Source organism: Bacillus sp. SD127, from assembly GCF_058566445.1.
In genome coordinates this window covers 1,090,411-1,106,940 of the sequence record NZ_CP191226.1, presented here as the reverse complement: position 1 = coordinate 1,106,940, position 16,530 = coordinate 1,090,411, and the positions used below count along the sequence as shown (strand labels likewise).

The window sequence follows — 16,530 nt, the reverse complement described above, 5'->3', positions numbered from 1 at the left end:
GCCTCCTCTTCAGTCATTAAATCAATTCTTTCTCTACAAATTCCTCCGAAACAAGCAGTACCTCCTGAATGTCTTTTTCAGATTTAATCACTGCGCCATCCGGAAGCACTAAGCCCTTGGGCACGATAGCATTCTCAATCACGACATGCTCACCGATTGTCACATCCGGCATAATCACTGAACGCTTGACCGTTGCGTGCTTACCGACGGTGACACCTTGAAATAGAACGGAGTGAGACACATTCCCATAAACAACACACCCCTCATTCACAAGTGAGTCATGAACCTGCGCCTCAGGCGAAATAAATTGCGGAGGCTGATTCGGATTGACAGAGTAAATCTTCCAATTGCGTTCAAACAGCCTTAGCTCAGACTGGTCTTTCAGCAAATCCATATTGGCTTCCCATAAGCTCTGCACCGTGCCGACATCCTTCCAATATCCTTTAAACGGATAAGCGGAAAGCTTCTTTTTCTCCTCCAAAAGCAAAGGAATGATGTCTTTGCCGAAGTCATGGCTTGAATACGGATTCCGGTCATCCATCTCAAGGTATTGCTTCAAGAGCGCCCAATTGAAAATATAAATACCCATGGATGCCAAATTGCTCTTTGGAAATTTAGGCTTTTCATCAAAATGTGTGATTATCCCGTCTTCATTTGTCTTCATGATGCCGAACCGGCTCGCTTCTTCCCATCCTACTTCAATCACGGAGATGGTCACATCCGCTTTCTTTTCAATATGAAAATCAAGCATTTTGCCGTAGTCCATTTTATAAATGTGATCGCCTGATAAGATCAGCACATACTCAGGATCGTACTGGTTCAGGTAATTGAGATTTTCATAAATTGCGCTTGCCGTCCCTTTATACCATTTCACTTCGGATGACTCGGCATAAGGAGGCAATACCGTAACGCCGCCATTGTGCCTGTCAAGATCCCATGCACTGCCAATGCCAATATAGGAATTCAGCTCCAGCGGCTGATATTGCGTTAAGATGCCTACTGTGTCTATGCCTGAATTCGAACAGTTGCTAAGCGTAAAATCAATAATCCTGTATTTTCCCCCAAAAGATACGGCCGGTTTTGCCATGTTTTTTGTTAATCCGCTGAGACGGCTGCCCTTCCCGCCGGCAAGGAGCATAGCCACACATTGTTTTTTCATTCATTTATCTCTCCTCTTTTTTTCACCGCCCGCATAATCGAAATGCCATAAGGGGGGATTGTCATTGTGATATAGCACGGTTTGTGATGAACAGCTCCAGCTTTGGCTGCCAACGGCTTTTTATTCAATTGACCTGAGCCCCCATATTTTTCATTGTCACTGTTCAACACTTCGATATATTGGGTAAGAAAGGGAACGCCAACATCATATTGATGATAGACCGAGGGTGTAAAATTACATAAGATGATAAGCGCCTCACCGTGCCGTCTGCCATACCGAATAAAAGAAAAGATTGATTGCTCCTCATTGTGGACATCAATCCATTCAAATGACTGAGCACGATGGTCATTTTCATAAAGGATTTTGCTTTTTTGATAAAAGCGGAGAAGATCTTGGGTAAAAACACTTGCTTTTTGATGCATGGGGAAGGAGTTCAAAAACCAATCAAGCTGTTCTGTATCTTTCCATTCATCGAATTGGGCAAATTCTGATCCCATAAAAATGAGTTTTTTTCCGGGATGAGCCGTCATATAACCGAGTAAAAGCCGATATTGGGCAAATTTCTGCCAATAGTCGCCAGGCATTTTATGAAGAAGTGATTTTTTTCCATAGACGACTTCGTCATGAGAAAATGGCAATACAAAATGTTCACTAAACGCATAAAGCAAGGAAAAAGACACAAGCTGATGGCAGTGCCGCCTTTGTTCAGCAGGCGTCTCCATATATTTCAGCACATCATTCATCCAGCCCATATTCCATTTAAAATGAAAGCCGAGTCCCCCTTCCTCAACAGAACCTGTTACTTGAGGCCATTCGGTGGAATCTTCCGCTATCATCATGACATGCGGATATGCCTCCCGCATTGTTTGATTTAGCTTTTTTAAAAATTCAACTGCATAGAGATTCGTATGGCGTTCATCCTGATTTGGCCAATACAGCATATTAGCAACGGCATCGACCCTAAAACCATCTATATGATAGAATTCCGCCCAGTACAACGCATTAGAAATTAAAAAACTATGAACTTCCGGTTTTCCTAAATCAAAGTTAGCGGTGCCCCACAGCCAGTTCTCCCTGTGACGCTCTTTTTGATATTCGTAAAGAGGCGCTCCATCAAACATATAAAGCCCATGCGAATCTTTACAAAAATGTCCGGGGACCCAATCAAGTATGACGCCGATGTTTGCCTGATGGCATTCATCAACAAACCTCATCAAATCATGAGGCGTGCCAAATCGGCTTGTCGGGCTGTAATACCCCGTTGCTTGATAACCCCAAGAGCGATCATAAGGATGTTCATAAACGGGCAGCAGCTCGATATGGGTAAATCCCTGCTCTTTGATATAAGGAATAAGAAACTGGCCTAATTCTTCATAGGAGTAAAGCGTGCCATCGGGATGCTTCTTCCATGAACCAAGATGAAGCTCATAAATAAAAACCGGCTTTTCATATATCGTTTTAGCTTTCTGCTTCTTCTGCCACTTTTGATCATGCCAGCTGTACCCTGCAAGATCGTAAGTAAGAGACGCCGTATTCGGTCTTACTTCTGAATAAAAAGCATACGGGTCTGCCTTCAGCATGGTCTCACCGCTATTTGTCACGATTTCATACTTATATCGTTCCTTTTCTTTCAAACCTGGAACAAATAACGTCCAAATGCCATGATCATTAACTTTCTGCATAACATGAAGCTCACCTGACCAGCTGTTAAAATCTCCAGCCACTCGAACTTCTGACGCATGAGGCGCCCACACACAAAATTCATACCCGCTTTGGCCATTCAGCTCGCTATAATGCGAGCCAAACAGCTGATAGCTTTTAAACAGACTGCCTTCGTGAAAAAGATAAACATCATGTGCTGTTGGGCTGGCAGCGGCCATGTAATCATCCTTTCTGACATCATAGTTTTCATTTATATTATTTATTCGTAGAAATAAAAAAAAGCCCTTTCTAGAAAGCGCTTATATTTATTGACATAAAACTTCATTTTCTGAAGAAAAACAAAAGATATGGAGTTTTTTGTTGTAAATTTGATATAGAATAAAAAACAAAATCAGACGCATATCATATAGTTTTAGAAAACAAAAAAACCTTGCAGGATATGCAAGGTTTCAGGATGACCCGTACGGGATTCGAACCCGTGTTACCGCCGTGAAAGGGCGGTGTCTTAACCGCTTGACCAACGGGCCGTCATGGCGGAGAAGGAGGGATTTGAACCCTCGCGCCGCTTACACGACCTACACCCTTAGCAGGGGCGCCTCTTCAGCCACTTGAGTACTTCTCCATATGGCTCCACAGGCAGGATTCGAACCTGCGACCGATCGGTTAACAGCCGATAGCTCTACCACTGAGCTACTGTGGAACGTAAAAGTCATGGTATGGTGGGCCTGAATGGACTCGAACCATCGACCTCACGCTTATCAGGCGTGCGCTCTAACCAGCTGAGCTACAGGCCCATGACGATATAGAAATGGAGCGGGTGATGGGAATCGAACCCACGACATCAGCTTGGAAGGCTGAGGTTTTACCACTAAACTACACCCGCAATTTTTTGGGGCGATTGATGGGAATCGAACCCACGAATGCCAGAGCCACAATCTGGTGCGTTAACCACTTCGCCACAACCGCCAAAATATATATATTTGTAAATGGTGGCTCGGGACGGAATCGAACCGCCGACACACGGATTTTCAGTCCGTTGCTCTACCAACTGAGCTACCGAGCCTTATTATTTAAATGGCGGTCCGGACGGGACTCGAACCCGCGACCTCCTGCGTGACAGGCAGGCATTCTAACCAACTGAACTACCGGACCATTTTAATTAGTTGCACCCATCGGGCGCTCCTTATTTAAAAGGATATATTTGTTTGGTTGCGGGGGCAGGATTTGAACCTGCGACCTTCGGGTTATGAGCCCGACGAGCTACCGAACTGCTCCACCCCGCGATGATAAAATGCAAGAATATATATGGCGGAGGAAGAGGGATTCGAACCCCCGCGGGCTTTGACACCCCTGTCGGTTTTCAAGACCGATCCCTTCAGCCAGACTTGGGTATTCCTCCGTATTGTGGTGGACCTTGTAGGACTCGAACCTACGACCGGACGGTTATGAGCCGTCTGCTCTAACCAACTGAGCTAAAGGTCCTTTGGTAGCGGCGGAGGGGATCGAACCCCCGACCTCACGGGTATGAACCGTACGCTCTAGCCAGCTGAGCTACACCGCCAAATCATATATTGAAATCAAGTGGAGCCTAGCGGGATCGAACCGCTGACCTCCTGCGTGCAAAGCAGGCGCTCTCCCAGCTGAGCTAAGGCCCCAAGAATGGTCGGGAAGACAGGATTCGAACCTGCGACCCCATGGTCCCAAACCATGTGCTCTACCAAGCTGAGCTACTTCCCGATTTCATGTAGATCATGGCGCGCCCGAGAGGAGTCGAACCCCTAACCTTTTGATCCGTAGTCAAACGCTCTATCCAATTGAGCTACGGGCGCAAATTATAATGCCGAGGGCCGGACTTGAACCGGCACGGTAGTCACCTACCGCAGGATTTTAAGTCCTGTGTGTCTGCCAATTCCACCACCCCGGCGTGGATGGTATAGTTGGAGCGGAAGACGGGATTCGAACCCGCGACCCCCACCTTGGCAAGGTGGTGTTCTACCACTGAACTACTTCCGCAGAAATGGTGCGGATGAAGGGACTTGAACCCCCACGTCTGTAAAGACACTAGAGCCTGATTCTAGCGCGTCTGCCAATTCCGCCACATCCGCAACATATAAATGGTGAGCCATGAAGGACTCGAACCTTCGACCCTCTGATTAAAAGTCAGATGCTCTACCAACTGAGCTAATGGCTCTTCTTACAAGAGACTTGAATATTATATCATATAAAAGTGGTGCCGGCAAGAGGACTTGAACCCCCAACCTACTGATTACAAGTCAGTTGCTCTACCAATTGAGCTACACCGGCTCATATGTAAACATATTATGTATAGTAAGAATGGTGGAGGATGACGGGCTCGAACCGCCGACCCTCTGCTTGTAAGGCAGATGCTCTCCCAGCTGAGCTAATCCTCCATAATTGCACTAACGTGCAATTGCTTGGCGGCGTCCTACTCTCACAGGGGGAAACCCCCGACTACCATCGGCGCTGAAGAGCTTAACTTCCGTGTTCGGCATGGGAACGGGTGTGACCTCTTCGCTATCGCCACCAAACAATTTGAGAGTGTTCTCTCAAAACTAGATAACAGGTGTAACATCATTAGAAATTAGGTTAAGTCCTCGATCGATTAGTATCTGTCAGCTCCATGTGTCGCCACACTTCCACCTCAGACCTATCAACCTGATCATCTTTCAGGGATCTTACTTCCTTGCGGAATGGGAAATCTCATCTTGAGGGGGGCTTCATGCTTAGATGCTTTCAGCACTTATCCCGTCCGCACATAGCTACCCAGCGATGCCCTTGGCAGAACAACTGGTACACCAGCGGTGCGTCCATCCCGGTCCTCTCGTACTAAGGACAGCTCCTCTCAAATTTCCTGCGCCCGCGACGGATAGGGACCGAACTGTCTCACGACGTTCTGAACCCAGCTCGCGTACCGCTTTAATGGGCGAACAGCCCAACCCTTGGGACCGACTACAGCCCCAGGATGCGATGAGCCGACATCGAGGTGCCAAACCTCCCCGTCGATGTGGACTCTTGGGGGAGATAAGCCTGTTATCCCCGGGGTAGCTTTTATCCGTTGAGCGATGGCCCTTCCATGCGGAACCACCGGATCACTAAGCCCGACTTTCGTCCCTGCTCGACTTGTAGGTCTCGCAGTCAAGCTCCCTTGTGCCTTTACACTCTGCGAATGATTTCCAACCATTCTGAGGGAACCTTTGGGCGCCTCCGTTACCTTTTAGGAGGCGACCGCCCCAGTCAAACTGCCCACCTGACACTGTCTCCCCGCCCGATAAGGGCGGCGGGTTAGAAGGTCAATACAGCCAGGGTAGTATCCCACCGATGCCTCCACCGAAGCTGGCGCTCCGGTTTCCAAGGCTCCTACCTATCCTGTACAAGCTGTACCAACATTCAATATCAGGCTGCAGTAAAGCTCCACGGGGTCTTTCCGTCCTGTCACGGGTAACCTGCATCTTCACAGGTACTATAATTTCACCGAGTCTCTCGTTGAGACAGTGCCCAGATCGTTGCGCCTTTCGTGCGGGTCGGAACTTACCCGACAAGGAATTTCGCTACCTTAGGACCGTTATAGTTACGGCCGCCGTTTACTGGGGCTTCAATTCGCACCTTCGCTTACGCTAAGCGCTCCTCTTAACCTTCCAGCACCGGGCAGGCGTCAGCCCCTATACTTCGCCTTACGGCTTCGCAGAGACCTGTGTTTTTGCTAAACAGTCGCCTGGGCCTATTCACTGCGGCTCTCTCGGGCTTGCACCCTAACAGAGCACCCCTTCTCCCGAAGTTACGGGGTCATTTTGCCGAGTTCCTTAACGAGAGTTCTCTCGATCACCTTAGGATTCTCTCCTCGCCTACCTGTGTCGGTTTGCGGTACGGGCACCTCTCACCTCGCTAGAGGCTTTTCTTGGCAGTGTGGAATCAGGAACTTCGCTACTATATTTCGCTCGCCATCACAGCTCAGCCTTATGGGAAACGGATTTGCCTATTTCCCAGCCTAACTGCTTGGACGCGGATATCCAATACCGCGCTTACCCTATCCTCCTGCGTCCCCCCATTGCTCAAATGGTGAGGAGGTGGTACAGGAATATCAACCTGTTGTCCATCGCCTACGCCTTTCGGCCTCGGCTTAGGTCCCGACTAACCCTGAGCGGACGAGCCTTCCTCAGGAAACCTTAGGCATTCGGTGGAGGGGATTCTCACCCCTCTTTCGCTACTCATACCGGCATTCTCACTTCTAAGCGCTCCACCAGTCCTTCCGGTCTGGCTTCACAGCCCTTAGAACGCTCTCCTACCACTGTTCGAAGAACAGTCCGCAGCTTCGGTGATACGTTTAGCCCCGGTACATTTTCGGCGCAGAGTCACTCGACCAGTGAGCTATTACGCACTCTTTAAATGGTGGCTGCTTCTAAGCCAACATCCTGGTTGTCTAAGCAACTCCACATCCTTTTCCACTTAACGTATACTTTGGGACCTTAGCTGGCGGTCTGGGCTGTTTCCCTTTCGACTACGGATCTTATCACTCGCAGTCTGACTCCCAAGGATAAGTCATTGGCATTCGGAGTTTGACTGAATTCGGTAACCCGGTAGGGGCCCCTAGTCCAATCAGTGCTCTACCTCCAAGACTCTTACCTTGAGGCTAGCCCTAAAGCTATTTCGGAGAGAACCAGCTATCTCCAGGTTCGATTGGCATTTCACCCCTACCCACACCTCATCCCCGCACTTTTCAACGTGCGTGGGTTCGGGCCTCCATTCAGTGTTACCTGAACTTCACCCTGGACATGGGTAGATCACCTGGTTTCGGGTCTACGACCACGTACTCATGCGCCCTATTCAGACTCGCTTTCGCTGCGGCTCCGCATCTTCTGCTTAACCTTGCACGGGATCGTAACTCGCCGGTTCATTCTACAAAAGGCACGCCATCACCCATTAACGGGCTCTGACTACTTGTAGGCACACGGTTTCAGGATCTCTTTCACTCCCCTTCCGGGGTGCTTTTCACCTTTCCCTCACGGTACTGGTTCACTATCGGTCACTAGGGAGTATTTAGCCTTGGGAGATGGTCCTCCCGGATTCCGACGGAATTTCACGTGTTCCGCCGTACTCAGGATCCACTCTGGAGAGAACGAAGTTTTGACTACAGGGCTGTTACCTCCTATGGCGGGCCTTTCCAGACCTCTTCATCTACCTCGTTCCTTTGTAACTCCGTATAGAGTGTCCTACAACCCCAAGAGGCAAGCCTCTTGGTTTGGGCTAATCCCGTTTCGCTCGCCGCTACTCAGGGAATCGCATTTGCTTTCTCTTCCTCCGGGTACTTAGATGTTTCAGTTCCCCGGGTCTGCCTTCTCATATCCTATGGATTCAGATATGGATACCACTCCATTACGAGTGGTGGGTTTCCCCATTCGGAAATCTCCGGATCAAAGCTTGCTTACAGCTCCCCGAAGCATATCGGTGTTCGTCCCGTCCTTCATCGGCTCCTAGTGCCAAGGCATCCACCGTGCGCCCTTTCTAACTTAACCGTTAAAAAGAATCACTATGTGATATCTTGTGTTACTAATTGAATGTGATGTCTACTGTTATCTAGTTTTCAAAGAACACGTTTCGAAGGAATGATCCTTCAAAACTAAACAAGACAGGGAACGTTCTGTTTATAAGACCCAAGGTCTTATATTCCGTAAATATCCTTAGAAAGGAGGTGATCCAGCCGCACCTTCCGATACGGCTACCTTGTTACGACTTCACCCCAATCATCTGTCCCACCTTCGGCGGCTGGCTCCATAAAGGTTACCTCACCGACTTCGGGTGTTACAAACTCTCGTGGTGTGACGGGCGGTGTGTACAAGGCCCGGGAACGTATTCACCGCGGCATGCTGATCCGCGATTACTAGCGATTCCAGCTTCACGCAGTCGAGTTGCAGACTGCGATCCGAACTGAGAACAGATTTGTGGGATTGGCTTAACCTCGCGGTTTCGCTGCCCTTTGTTCTGTCCATTGTAGCACGTGTGTAGCCCAGGTCATAAGGGGCATGATGATTTGACGTCATCCCCACCTTCCTCCGGTTTGTCACCGGCAGTCACCTTAGAGTGCCCAACTGAATGCTGGCAACTAAGATCAAGGGTTGCGCTCGTTGCGGGACTTAACCCAACATCTCACGACACGAGCTGACGACAACCATGCACCACCTGTCACTCTGCCCCCGAAGGGGACGTCCTATCTCTAGGATTGTCAGAGGATGTCAAGACCTGGTAAGGTTCTTCGCGTTGCTTCGAATTAAACCACATGCTCCACCGCTTGTGCGGGCCCCCGTCAATTCCTTTGAGTTTCAGTCTTGCGACCGTACTCCCCAGGCGGAGTGCTTAATGCGTTAGCTGCAGCACTAAGGGGCGGAAACCCCCTAACACTTAGCACTCATCGTTTACGGCGTGGACTACCAGGGTATCTAATCCTGTTCGCTCCCCACGCTTTCGCTCCTCAGCGTCAGTTACAGACCAGAAAGTCGCCTTCGCCACTGGTGTTCCTCCACATCTCTACGCATTTCACCGCTACACGTGGAATTCCACTCTCCTCTTCTGCACTCAAGTTCCCCAGTTTCCAATGACCCTCCCCGGTTGAGCCGGGGGCTTTCACATCAGACTTAAGGAACCGCCTGCGAGCCCTTTACGCCCAATAATTCCGGACAACGCTTGCCACCTACGTATTACCGCGGCTGCTGGCACGTAGTTAGCCGTGGCTTTCTGGTTAGGTACCGTCAAGGTACCGCCCTATTCGAACGGTACTTGTTCTTCCCTAACAACAGAGCTTTACGATCCGAAAACCTTCATCACTCACGCGGCGTTGCTCCGTCAGACTTTCGTCCATTGCGGAAGATTCCCTACTGCTGCCTCCCGTAGGAGTCTGGGCCGTGTCTCAGTCCCAGTGTGGCCGATCACCCTCTCAGGTCGGCTACGCATCGTTGCCTTGGTGAGCCATTACCTCACCAACTAGCTAATGCGCCGCGGGTCCATCTGTAAGTGGTAGCCGAAGCCACCTTTTATGTTTGAACCATGCGGTTCAAACAAGCATCCGGTATTAGCCCCGGTTTCCCGGAGTTATCCCAGTCTTACAGGCAGGTTACCCACGTGTTACTCACCCGTCCGCCGCTAACATCAGGGAGCAAGCTCCCATCTGTCCGCTCGACTTGCATGTATTAGGCACGCCGCCAGCGTTCGTCCTGAGCCAGGATCAAACTCTCCGATAAATGGATCGCAGATTAAGTTCACCACATCCTGTGGCAACATCTGCGTGATCTGCATCGTGCAGACCTCAGTTTGACTGACTACGCACATTGCTGTGCGATTTATAATAAAACTTGAATTAACAGGTACGTTTTGTCTTGTTTAGTTTTCAAAGATCATCACCGCTCTCAATGAAGCAACTTTACCAATATAACACTCAGCTTCTTAATTGTCAACAACTTTTTTAAAAGTTGTTTAAAGCTTCTTGTTTTGTCTGCTGTTCATCAGCGACGTTTAATAATATAACACCTATAATTATTTATTGCAATAGTTTTTTAAAAAAATCTATAAAACAATAAAACTGTAATCTTTCTTTATTCTATCTAACTTGTAATGCTTTATAAAACATTTATCTATTAAAGAACATTTACTACAGGCAATGTCATCTTGTTGTTTTAACCTTTTTCTTGTATAGTAGAAACGAACTAAATATCCGATGACCACAAGGGGAGCATAAAAGCTGAGAGTGAGCGGTTTCGTTCTGACCCTTTGAACCTGTTAGTTAACGCTGGCGTAGGGATGTGGCAAAGTCAAATGAATTGCAGATTGTAAAGCAGTGCGTGGAACTTTCCTCATCCTTCCGCGTGCTGCTTTTTTGTTGTCCTTTTGGATTGTCTATCGATGGAAGGGGATTTTTATGGCTCAATCAAGACAACTGGTACGTCTTATTGAAATTGCAATCATGACTGCTGCTGCTGTCATTTTAGACATCGTTTCCGGAATGTTCCTCCGTATGCCTCAAGGAGGGTCGGTATCCATCATGATGATTCCGATTTTTTTGATTTCTTTTCGCTGGGGAGTTAAAGCGGGGCTTACAACCGGTCTATTGACAGGTCTCGTTCAAATTGCGATCGGAAATCTATTTCTTCAGCACCCTGTTCAGCTGTTGCTTGATTACATGGCAGCGTTCGCCGCTGTCGGCATAAGCGGCTTTTTCGCTTCCGCTGTCCGCAAATCCGCCTTATCAAAAGCAAAAGGGAAATTGATCGTATCAATTATTTGCGCAGTTTTTATCGGCAGTTTTCTGCGTTATGCTGCACACGTGATTTCAGGGGCTGTATTTTTCGGCAGCTTTGCACCAAAAGGAACGCCGGTATGGCTCTACTCATTAACTTATAATGCTACTTATATGATTCCGTCATTCATCATCTGTGCGATTGCCCTTTGTTTATTGTTCATGACAGCTCCGCGCTTGCTGAAAACCGAAAAGGCTTAATCTAACAACCCCCAGCGGCCGTTCCGCTGGGGGTTGTTTTTTATCTTCCGTTAAGCAGATTTTTTAATGAAGCAAGATCCGGTCAGCCGAATCCTATTTCTTTCATGCTTTCTCCTGCGATTTCAAAACTATCCTCGGCTGCTCTTTCAGGTGAAATCGACTGATAAAAATTAATCGAAGGATTCTCTTCTACGACCCAAACAAACATGCTCGTAAAGCCCTGATCAAGCAAAAAATCTGTATCCTTTGTCAAAAGCGCTCTGCCTGCACCTTGCCGCTGTTTTTCTTTTAAAAGGTAAATGGCATACAACTCTCCGTCATAGCCTTTCTGCTCTGAACGAATTGAACCAAAAGATGCAAAGCCGAATACCGAGCCTTTTTCATCTTCTGCCACAAAAACCCCCTTTAATGAACGGCTTTTCCATTTGGCTTCAAAATCCTTGTAGTTCAAACCATTTAAGTATTCAGCGGAGACAATGCCGCTGTATGTTGTCACCCAGCTGTCAACATGCACTTTTGCGATTGCCTTTATATCATCTAGTCGTGCTTCTCTTATAGTCACCATTCATTCTCTAATCCTTTCCGCAATGGTTATTCAGATTTTTGAACAGGTTTTGTTTCTTTTAATTCATTTGTCAGTTCGTTGATGCTCTGTTTGATGTTGCCTTTTCCTGAAAAGTTCTCAATCATTTCTTTTACGTCGATTCCCGAAGACGCTTTTAAGCTTTCTTGCAGACTGGACATTAAATTTGTCGCATAGCTTGTGACTTTGTTGGCGCCGCTTGAATCACCGTTTCCTCCTGTATCAACAACGGTGATCTTATCAATATTTGAAAGCGGTGCTGATACCTGTTTCGCGTATTCCGGAAGCATTTTGACAATCATATCGAAAATCGCAGCCTGACCGTACTGCTCAAAGGCAGCGGCAATTTTTTCTTTCGCTTCCGCTTCCGCAAGACCTTTTAAGCGAATAACCTCAGCCTCTGTCTCACCTTTTGCTTTTTCAGCTTCTGCTTTTGCAAGGCCGTCAATTCTGACCCTTTCAGCTTCAGCCTTCGCCATCGCTTCTATGCTGTATTTCTTGGCATCGGCTTGGGCTAGCTGTTTGGCTTTTTCAGCAGCGGCAGATTGCTCAACTGAATAGCGGTCTGCATCGGCTTTTTTCTTCACTTCAGAATCATACTGGCGTTCACGGCGGAGAATTTCTTTTTCTTCTAATTCAATTTGTTTTTGGCGTTCTATAATCTTGACCTGCATTTCCTGCTCAGTCACCTGCTGGCGTGCTTTGGCTGTTTCCAAATCGTATGCCTGGTCAGCGTTGGCTTTTGCTGTATCTTGATCTCGCCGGTATTCAGCCATTTTAAGCTGATTGATTTTTTCAGCTTCAGCAATTTCCGTCGCTCGTTCAAGCTCTGATTTTTTGGCTTCTTTATCGGCTTCCGCCCTCTTAATTCTTGTTTCTTTATCGGCCTCTGCGGTTGCAATGTCAGCATCACGTTTTACCTGCGCAATTCTCGGTTTACCTAGTGATTCAAGATAGCCGTTTTTATCACGGACATCTTTAATGGTAAAGGAGACAATCACAAGACCCATCTTCGCAAGATCCTGTGAAGCGACACGCTGCACTTCTTGAGAGAATTTTTCGCGGTTTTTATAAATTTCTTCTACTGTCATAGACCCGAGAATGGAACGGAGGTGGCCTTCCAGTACCTCACGGGCCTCCTGCTCACGGTCTTCTTTTGACTTTCCTAAAAATTGTTCGGCTGCTGTGGCGATTTCTCCAATAGAGCCGCCGATTTTAATAATTGCAGTTCCGTCTGCCATTACAGGCACACCTTGCTCGGTATACACTTCAGGTGTCGATACATCGAGTTTGCTTGATAACAGACTTAGCGGCTCAGCCTGCTGAAAAACCGGAAGAACAAAGGTTCCTCCTCCGCGAACAATCTTCAGGCGGTTGCCTCCCTCATCAACGTGAACATTTTTATTTCCAAGATAACTTCCTGTAACAATTAACGCTTCATCAGGCCCTGCCGTACGATATTTTGTAATAAATACCGCTATAAGTGCGATGAGTAAAAAGAATACAACTGCGATGACGATGATAATCGGCATTGTCATATGACATTCCTCCTTATTTTATAAAGGTTCATGCGGAGTAACTGAAAGAACTCCTTTTTTGACATCCACAACTAAGACGACTGTTCCGTAACTGATCTGTTCATTTTCAAAGCTGATCGCTGATTTTGAAATCGTACCGCCTATCCCTTCAATCAGTACTTCTCCAAATCCATCAACCGGAACAGCGGTTATGACTTTTCCGAGTCTGCCTCTAAGATCCTCTTCCCGATAAGTCAATGATTCTTCTGCCGATGATAAAGGGACAAGCACAAATAAATGGAGCAATATCACCAGCAGCACCGAAAGAAGACAGGATATTAGAGCAATAATCAGGCTGGAGAGGGGGAAAACTGTTTCGCCTATATATCCAGATGCGGAGAAAAATGTGAAAAATGAGAGCACCAATGTCGGGTGTAATAACGGAATAGCTTCGGACAGCCCTTCAAACACATCTCCGAAAAATAAAAATAGCAGCGTGAGGCTTCCGGCTATGATAAGGGTGTAAAGGTAAATCGTTTGGACAGGAATACCGTATAACTCCAATTTTCTCATCCTTTCTAAGCTGCTACTTTAACCGACGGCCGTCGTTACCTTTTATACGAGATACAGAGGAAAAGGTTTCAAAATTTTTCGATAAATGCTTCCCCGCGAAGCACTTTATAAATGATAAATGCTCTTATATATGGTAATGTTTTTTCAGGAGGAGATATGATGAGTATCTTTAATGAAGCCAGATTAGAAACATGGAATGAAGTAAAAGGACTTTCCGATGAAAGGCTGAATCAGAAGCCTTCTTCTGATGAATGGAGTATACGGGAAGTTCTTGATCATTTGAAGAAAATTGATATGACCGCCCAAAACATGCTGAAAGAACGAGTAAAGGAAGCGCCTGTTAAGGAGATTGAGGAAAAACCGCTTACGGCCGCACAGGATAGAAGCAATAAACGGAAAGCGCCGGCCCATCTTGAACCGGATCATGATTTTATTTCAGGCAGCCAAATGAAACGGGAGCTTGATGTTGTAAGGGAGCAGCTGACAGCTGTTATTGCCTCTCTTAAAGAAGAAGATTTTGAGAGAGTATTGCCGCATCCCTTGTTTCAAGAGCTGACCGTCAGACAATGGATCGAATTTATCGGCCATCACGAAAAACGCCACCTCAGCCAGATCAAAGAAATTAAAGAGAAAATAGAAAGAGTCTGATTTATTCAGACTCTTTCTGCTTTTTGTTTGATGTTCCGCTGGTATGAATGAACGATTATTTCGTCACCCGCATACACGGCACCGGGTCTCTCGACAATACATACAATGCCCCTTATCCCCAACGCATGGCGGACAAAAGCCGGTGCAAGCTTTGGCTTGTCCGGATAATAAGACTGGATGACTTCACCCGGCTGGATACATGGATCATTTTCTCCCTCACACAGTAAAGCGGCGCCGCTCGGAAATATAAGCCGGCTTCCTTCTTTTAATGTTGTGAAATCAGGTATACCGCTAATTGCAACATTTGCACCGAGCCATTCGGGAAAAATACGCGGGACTCCCATTTTCAAAGCAATTTCGTCACATTCTTCTGTTGAAACAATTGAAATTTGTCTGCGGTTAAAAATTTCTGTTCCTCTTGAAAACATTGGCTCTCGGGCCCCAGCTTTTTTTGTCAGGCCGAAATGTAAGTCGCCGGGAATGCCGCCATAATCAAAATCGAGCTTGTCCATTTGTTTTGTTACAAAGCTTTCTGTATCTGCAACATATAAGCCTTCCGTTTTTGCGGTCATGCGTTTCCACATAAGCTTGCACCGTCCTTCATCTCTAGGATTGTCACTTATGTTCAATTATCCAAAAAAATCCCGCTCTGTAAAGGAGCGGGATCATCGCATTATACAGTTTTTGGCGTAAGATTAAAGCAGCGCTTGTAGATCCAGTTATATGCTTTCTCATTTAAATCTCTAGGATTTCCGAAGGTTTGCGGATCTTTCATTGCTTCTTTTGACAAGCGCTCGATCATGTCCGGCGATACCCCTTGTTCTTCTAAAGTCGGTACTTCTAACTCTTTCACAAGATCGTACATCCAGTTGACAGATGCTTTTGCAGCTTCTTCTGTTGTCATATTGCTTGTATCAATGCCGAACGCTTTTGCGATACGGGCAAATTTCTCCGGATAGCCCTTCCAGTTGTATTCCATAACAGGGCCCATCATTGCCGCTACACATTGGCCGTGAGCGACAGGGATGATACCGCCGAGTGTTTGGCTCATGGCGTGAGCAGCACCCGCTGATTCACTGCCGTAAGAAAGACCGGCAAGCATAGCAGCTTGCGCCATTCCGTATCTGGCTTCGAGATCTTCTCCGTCAGCAAATGCTCTCTTAATGTAGTGAGCGGCATATTCAATCGCCATCAACGCCACTGCGTCTGTAATCGGCTGCGCAAATTTCATTGTGTAGCACTCAATGGCGTGAGCAAGAGCATCAATCCCCGTCATTGCTGTTACGTGCGGCGGCATTGAGACGTGAAGCTCTGGGTCAATCACAGTCAAATGCGCAGCAATCAGCGGACCGCCTGTGTTAAATTTGAATTCTCTTTCTTCATCTGTAATAACCGCCCATTGCGTCACCTCTGAGCCTGTTCCAGCCGTTGTCGGAATTGTCGTAAGCGGAGGAATGCGGTTCTCCAGCGGTTTCTTTCCTTCGGCTGCTTCATAATCAAGTACGCTTCCCTCGTGAGTCGCTTCTACCCCGATGGCCTTCGCTGTATCCATGGAGCTTCCGCCTCCGACTGCCACCAAGCCGTTGCAGTTCTCTTTTTTGTAAAGCTCAGAACCTTCATTTACAAGCCGTACAGGAGGGTTTGGCTCAACTTTATTAAAGAGCACCACTTCAATGCCTGCCCCTTTTAATGACTCGATGACAGGATCTGCGACGCCGGCTTTATAAATTCCAGGGTCTGTAACAAGCAATGCTTTTGAAACACCCAGTCCAGCTACTTCTTTTCCTACGTGGTTGATGGCGCCAATTCCGTGCTTAATCACAGTCGGAATTTCAAATGTGTGAAATTTATGCATGCTTTCTACTTTCATATTTAATGTCATCAT

At 47.1% G+C, this 16,530-nt stretch carries 9 protein-coding genes, 21 tRNA genes, 3 rRNA genes and 1 riboswitch; of the genes, 2 read left to right on the top strand and 31 right to left on the bottom strand.

Translation table 11 applies throughout. The features are described 5' to 3' along the window. Nucleotides 1–16: 16 nt before the first annotated feature. From ACQVGS_RS05715 to ACQVGS_RS05590, 26 genes are all read right to left on the bottom strand, one after another. Nucleotides 17–1,159, bottom strand: a complete 1,143-nt coding sequence (locus tag ACQVGS_RS05715) for a glucose-1-phosphate adenylyltransferase (protein WP_491831145.1) — start codon at nucleotides 1,157–1,159, stop codon at nucleotides 17–19. Further along, nucleotides 1,156–3,039, bottom strand: a complete 1,884-nt coding sequence (glgB, locus tag ACQVGS_RS05710) for a 1,4-alpha-glucan branching enzyme (RefSeq protein WP_487446258.1) — start codon at nucleotides 3,037–3,039, stop codon at nucleotides 1,156–1,158. Before glgB ends, ACQVGS_RS05715 begins: the two co-directional genes overlap by 4 nt. A 237-nt stretch (nucleotides 3,040–3,276) precedes the next feature. After that, a tRNA-Glu gene (locus ACQVGS_RS05705) sits at nucleotides 3,277–3,348 on the bottom strand. 4 nt (nucleotides 3,349–3,352) lie between these two features. Continuing rightward, nucleotides 3,353–3,443 (bottom strand) — tRNA-Ser (locus ACQVGS_RS05700). Nucleotides 3,444–3,446: 3 nt separating this feature from the next. After that, nucleotides 3,447–3,521 (bottom strand) — tRNA-Asn (locus ACQVGS_RS05695). A gap of 17 nt (nucleotides 3,522–3,538) precedes the next feature. Then, nucleotides 3,539–3,615, bottom strand: a tRNA-Ile gene (locus ACQVGS_RS05690). A gap of 15 nt (nucleotides 3,616–3,630) precedes the next feature. Next, nucleotides 3,631–3,704 (bottom strand) — tRNA-Gly (locus ACQVGS_RS05685). Nucleotides 3,705–3,711: 7 nt separating this feature from the next. Beyond that, nucleotides 3,712–3,787, bottom strand: a tRNA-His gene (locus ACQVGS_RS05680). A gap of 21 nt (nucleotides 3,788–3,808) precedes the next feature. Further along, nucleotides 3,809–3,884: transfer RNA gene (locus tag ACQVGS_RS05675), tRNA-Phe, on the bottom strand. 12 nt (nucleotides 3,885–3,896) lie between these two features. Next, nucleotides 3,897–3,973 (bottom strand) — tRNA-Asp (locus ACQVGS_RS05670). Nucleotides 3,974–4,027: 54 nt separating this feature from the next. Next, nucleotides 4,028–4,104 (bottom strand) — tRNA-Met (locus ACQVGS_RS05665). 23 nt (nucleotides 4,105–4,127) lie between these two features. Continuing rightward, nucleotides 4,128–4,220: transfer RNA gene (locus tag ACQVGS_RS05660), tRNA-Ser, on the bottom strand. 6 nt (nucleotides 4,221–4,226) lie between these two features. Further along, nucleotides 4,227–4,303, bottom strand: a tRNA-Ile gene (locus ACQVGS_RS05655). Between the two features lie 2 nt (nucleotides 4,304–4,305). Beyond that, a tRNA-Met gene (locus ACQVGS_RS05650) sits at nucleotides 4,306–4,382 on the bottom strand. A 21-nt stretch (nucleotides 4,383–4,403) separates the two neighbouring features. Continuing rightward, nucleotides 4,404–4,476, bottom strand: a tRNA-Ala gene (locus ACQVGS_RS05645). A gap of 5 nt (nucleotides 4,477–4,481) precedes the next feature. Next, nucleotides 4,482–4,558 (bottom strand) — tRNA-Pro (locus ACQVGS_RS05640). 15 nt (nucleotides 4,559–4,573) lie between these two features. After that, a tRNA-Arg gene (locus ACQVGS_RS05635) sits at nucleotides 4,574–4,650 on the bottom strand. Between the two features lie 9 nt (nucleotides 4,651–4,659). Continuing rightward, nucleotides 4,660–4,745: transfer RNA gene (locus ACQVGS_RS05630), tRNA-Leu, on the bottom strand. Between the two features lie 14 nt (nucleotides 4,746–4,759). Next, nucleotides 4,760–4,834: transfer RNA gene (locus ACQVGS_RS05625), tRNA-Gly, on the bottom strand. A 5-nt stretch (nucleotides 4,835–4,839) separates the two neighbouring features. Then, nucleotides 4,840–4,926 (bottom strand) — tRNA-Leu (locus tag ACQVGS_RS05620). 10 nt (nucleotides 4,927–4,936) lie between these two features. Continuing rightward, a tRNA-Lys gene (locus ACQVGS_RS05615) sits at nucleotides 4,937–5,012 on the bottom strand. 37 nt (nucleotides 5,013–5,049) lie between these two features. Beyond that, nucleotides 5,050–5,125, bottom strand: a tRNA-Thr gene (locus ACQVGS_RS05610). A gap of 31 nt (nucleotides 5,126–5,156) precedes the next feature. Continuing rightward, nucleotides 5,157–5,232: transfer RNA gene (locus tag ACQVGS_RS05605), tRNA-Val, on the bottom strand. Nucleotides 5,233–5,254: 22 nt separating this feature from the next. Beyond that, nucleotides 5,255–5,370, bottom strand: a 5S ribosomal RNA gene (gene rrf / locus ACQVGS_RS05600). Nucleotides 5,371–5,424: 54 nt separating this feature from the next. Further along, nucleotides 5,425–8,352 (bottom strand): 23S ribosomal RNA (locus tag ACQVGS_RS05595). Nucleotides 8,353–8,521: 169 nt separating this feature from the next. Further along, nucleotides 8,522–10,071, bottom strand: a 16S ribosomal RNA gene (locus ACQVGS_RS05590). Together the 16S, 23S and 5S rRNA genes with 21 tRNA genes alongside form the textbook arrangement of a ribosomal RNA operon. A 472-nt stretch (nucleotides 10,072–10,543) precedes the next feature. After that, a riboswitch (TPP riboswitch) is annotated at nucleotides 10,544–10,645 on the top strand. 100 nt (nucleotides 10,646–10,745) lie between these two features. Here ACQVGS_RS05590 and thiT point away from each other — a divergent pair. After that, nucleotides 10,746–11,324 carry an energy-coupled thiamine transporter ThiT gene (gene thiT, locus ACQVGS_RS05585; RefSeq protein ID WP_106019446.1) on the top strand — a complete coding sequence of 193 codons (579 nt, stop codon included), beginning with the start codon at nucleotides 10,746–10,748 and terminating at the stop codon, nucleotides 11,322–11,324. 82 nt (nucleotides 11,325–11,406) lie between these two features. Here the strand turns inward: thiT and ACQVGS_RS05580 are convergent, their stop codons facing one another. The 3 genes from ACQVGS_RS05580 to ACQVGS_RS05570 are packed head-to-tail and all read right to left on the bottom strand — an operon-like array spanning nucleotide 11,407 to nucleotide 13,988. Beyond that, nucleotides 11,407–11,889: a GNAT family N-acetyltransferase gene (locus ACQVGS_RS05580; RefSeq protein WP_106019447.1), complete on the bottom strand. Its 483-nt coding sequence runs from the start codon at nucleotides 11,887–11,889 to the stop codon at nucleotides 11,407–11,409. A 26-nt stretch (nucleotides 11,890–11,915) separates the two neighbouring features. Then, nucleotides 11,916–13,445, bottom strand: a complete 1,530-nt coding sequence (gene floT / locus ACQVGS_RS05575; protein ID WP_059292679.1) for a flotillin lipid rafts scaffold protein FloT — start codon at nucleotides 13,443–13,445, stop codon at nucleotides 11,916–11,918. Nucleotides 13,446–13,463: 18 nt separating this feature from the next. Further along, nucleotides 13,464–13,988 (bottom strand): NfeD family membrane protein, encoded by a 525-nt coding sequence (locus tag ACQVGS_RS05570; RefSeq protein ID WP_106019448.1) that lies wholly within the window; start codon nucleotides 13,986–13,988, stop codon nucleotides 13,464–13,466. Nucleotides 13,989–14,156: 168 nt separating this feature from the next. On the opposite strand from ACQVGS_RS05570, the gene ACQVGS_RS05565 reads away from it, so the two are divergent. Then, nucleotides 14,157–14,645, top strand: a complete 489-nt coding sequence (locus ACQVGS_RS05565) for a DinB family protein (RefSeq protein WP_106019449.1) — start codon at nucleotides 14,157–14,159, stop codon at nucleotides 14,643–14,645. 5 nt (nucleotides 14,646–14,650) lie between these two features. Here the strand turns inward: ACQVGS_RS05565 and ACQVGS_RS05560 are convergent, their stop codons facing one another. Together ACQVGS_RS05560 and gbsB are read right to left on the bottom strand one after the other, a co-directional pair. Continuing rightward, nucleotides 14,651–15,229 (bottom strand): MOSC domain-containing protein, encoded by a 579-nt coding sequence (locus ACQVGS_RS05560; protein WP_106019450.1) that lies wholly within the window; start codon nucleotides 15,227–15,229, stop codon nucleotides 14,651–14,653. Between the two features lie 89 nt (nucleotides 15,230–15,318). Next, entirely contained in the window at nucleotides 15,319–16,527 is a 1,209-nt protein-coding gene (gbsB, locus tag ACQVGS_RS05555; protein ID WP_024122615.1) for a choline dehydrogenase, read from the bottom strand. Nucleotides 16,528–16,530 lie beyond the last annotated feature (3 nt).

Excerpts from the sequence above, each read along its gene's own strand:
- gbsB (WP_024122615.1), bottom strand. The coding sequence starts at position 16,527 with ATGACATTAAATATGAAAGTAGAAAGCATGCATAAATTTCACACATTT.
- ACQVGS_RS05560 (WP_106019450.1), bottom strand. The coding sequence starts at position 15,229 with ATGTGGAAACGCATGACCGCAAAAACGGAAGGCTTATATGTTGCAGAT.
- ACQVGS_RS05580 (WP_106019447.1), bottom strand. The coding sequence starts at position 11,889 with ATGGTGACTATAAGAGAAGCACGACTAGATGATATAAAGGCAATCGCA.
- ACQVGS_RS05715 (WP_491831145.1), bottom strand. The coding sequence starts at position 1,159 with ATGAAAAAACAATGTGTGGCTATGCTCCTTGCCGGCGGGAAGGGCAGC.
- thiT (WP_106019446.1), top strand. The coding sequence starts at position 10,746 with ATGGCTCAATCAAGACAACTGGTACGTCTTATTGAAATTGCAATCATG.
- ACQVGS_RS05565 (WP_106019449.1), top strand. The coding sequence starts at position 14,157 with ATGAGTATCTTTAATGAAGCCAGATTAGAAACATGGAATGAAGTAAAA.
- glgB (WP_487446258.1), bottom strand. The coding sequence starts at position 3,039 with ATGGCCGCTGCCAGCCCAACAGCACATGATGTTTATCTTTTTCACGAA.
- floT (WP_059292679.1), bottom strand. The coding sequence starts at position 13,445 with ATGACAATGCCGATTATCATCGTCATCGCAGTTGTATTCTTTTTACTC.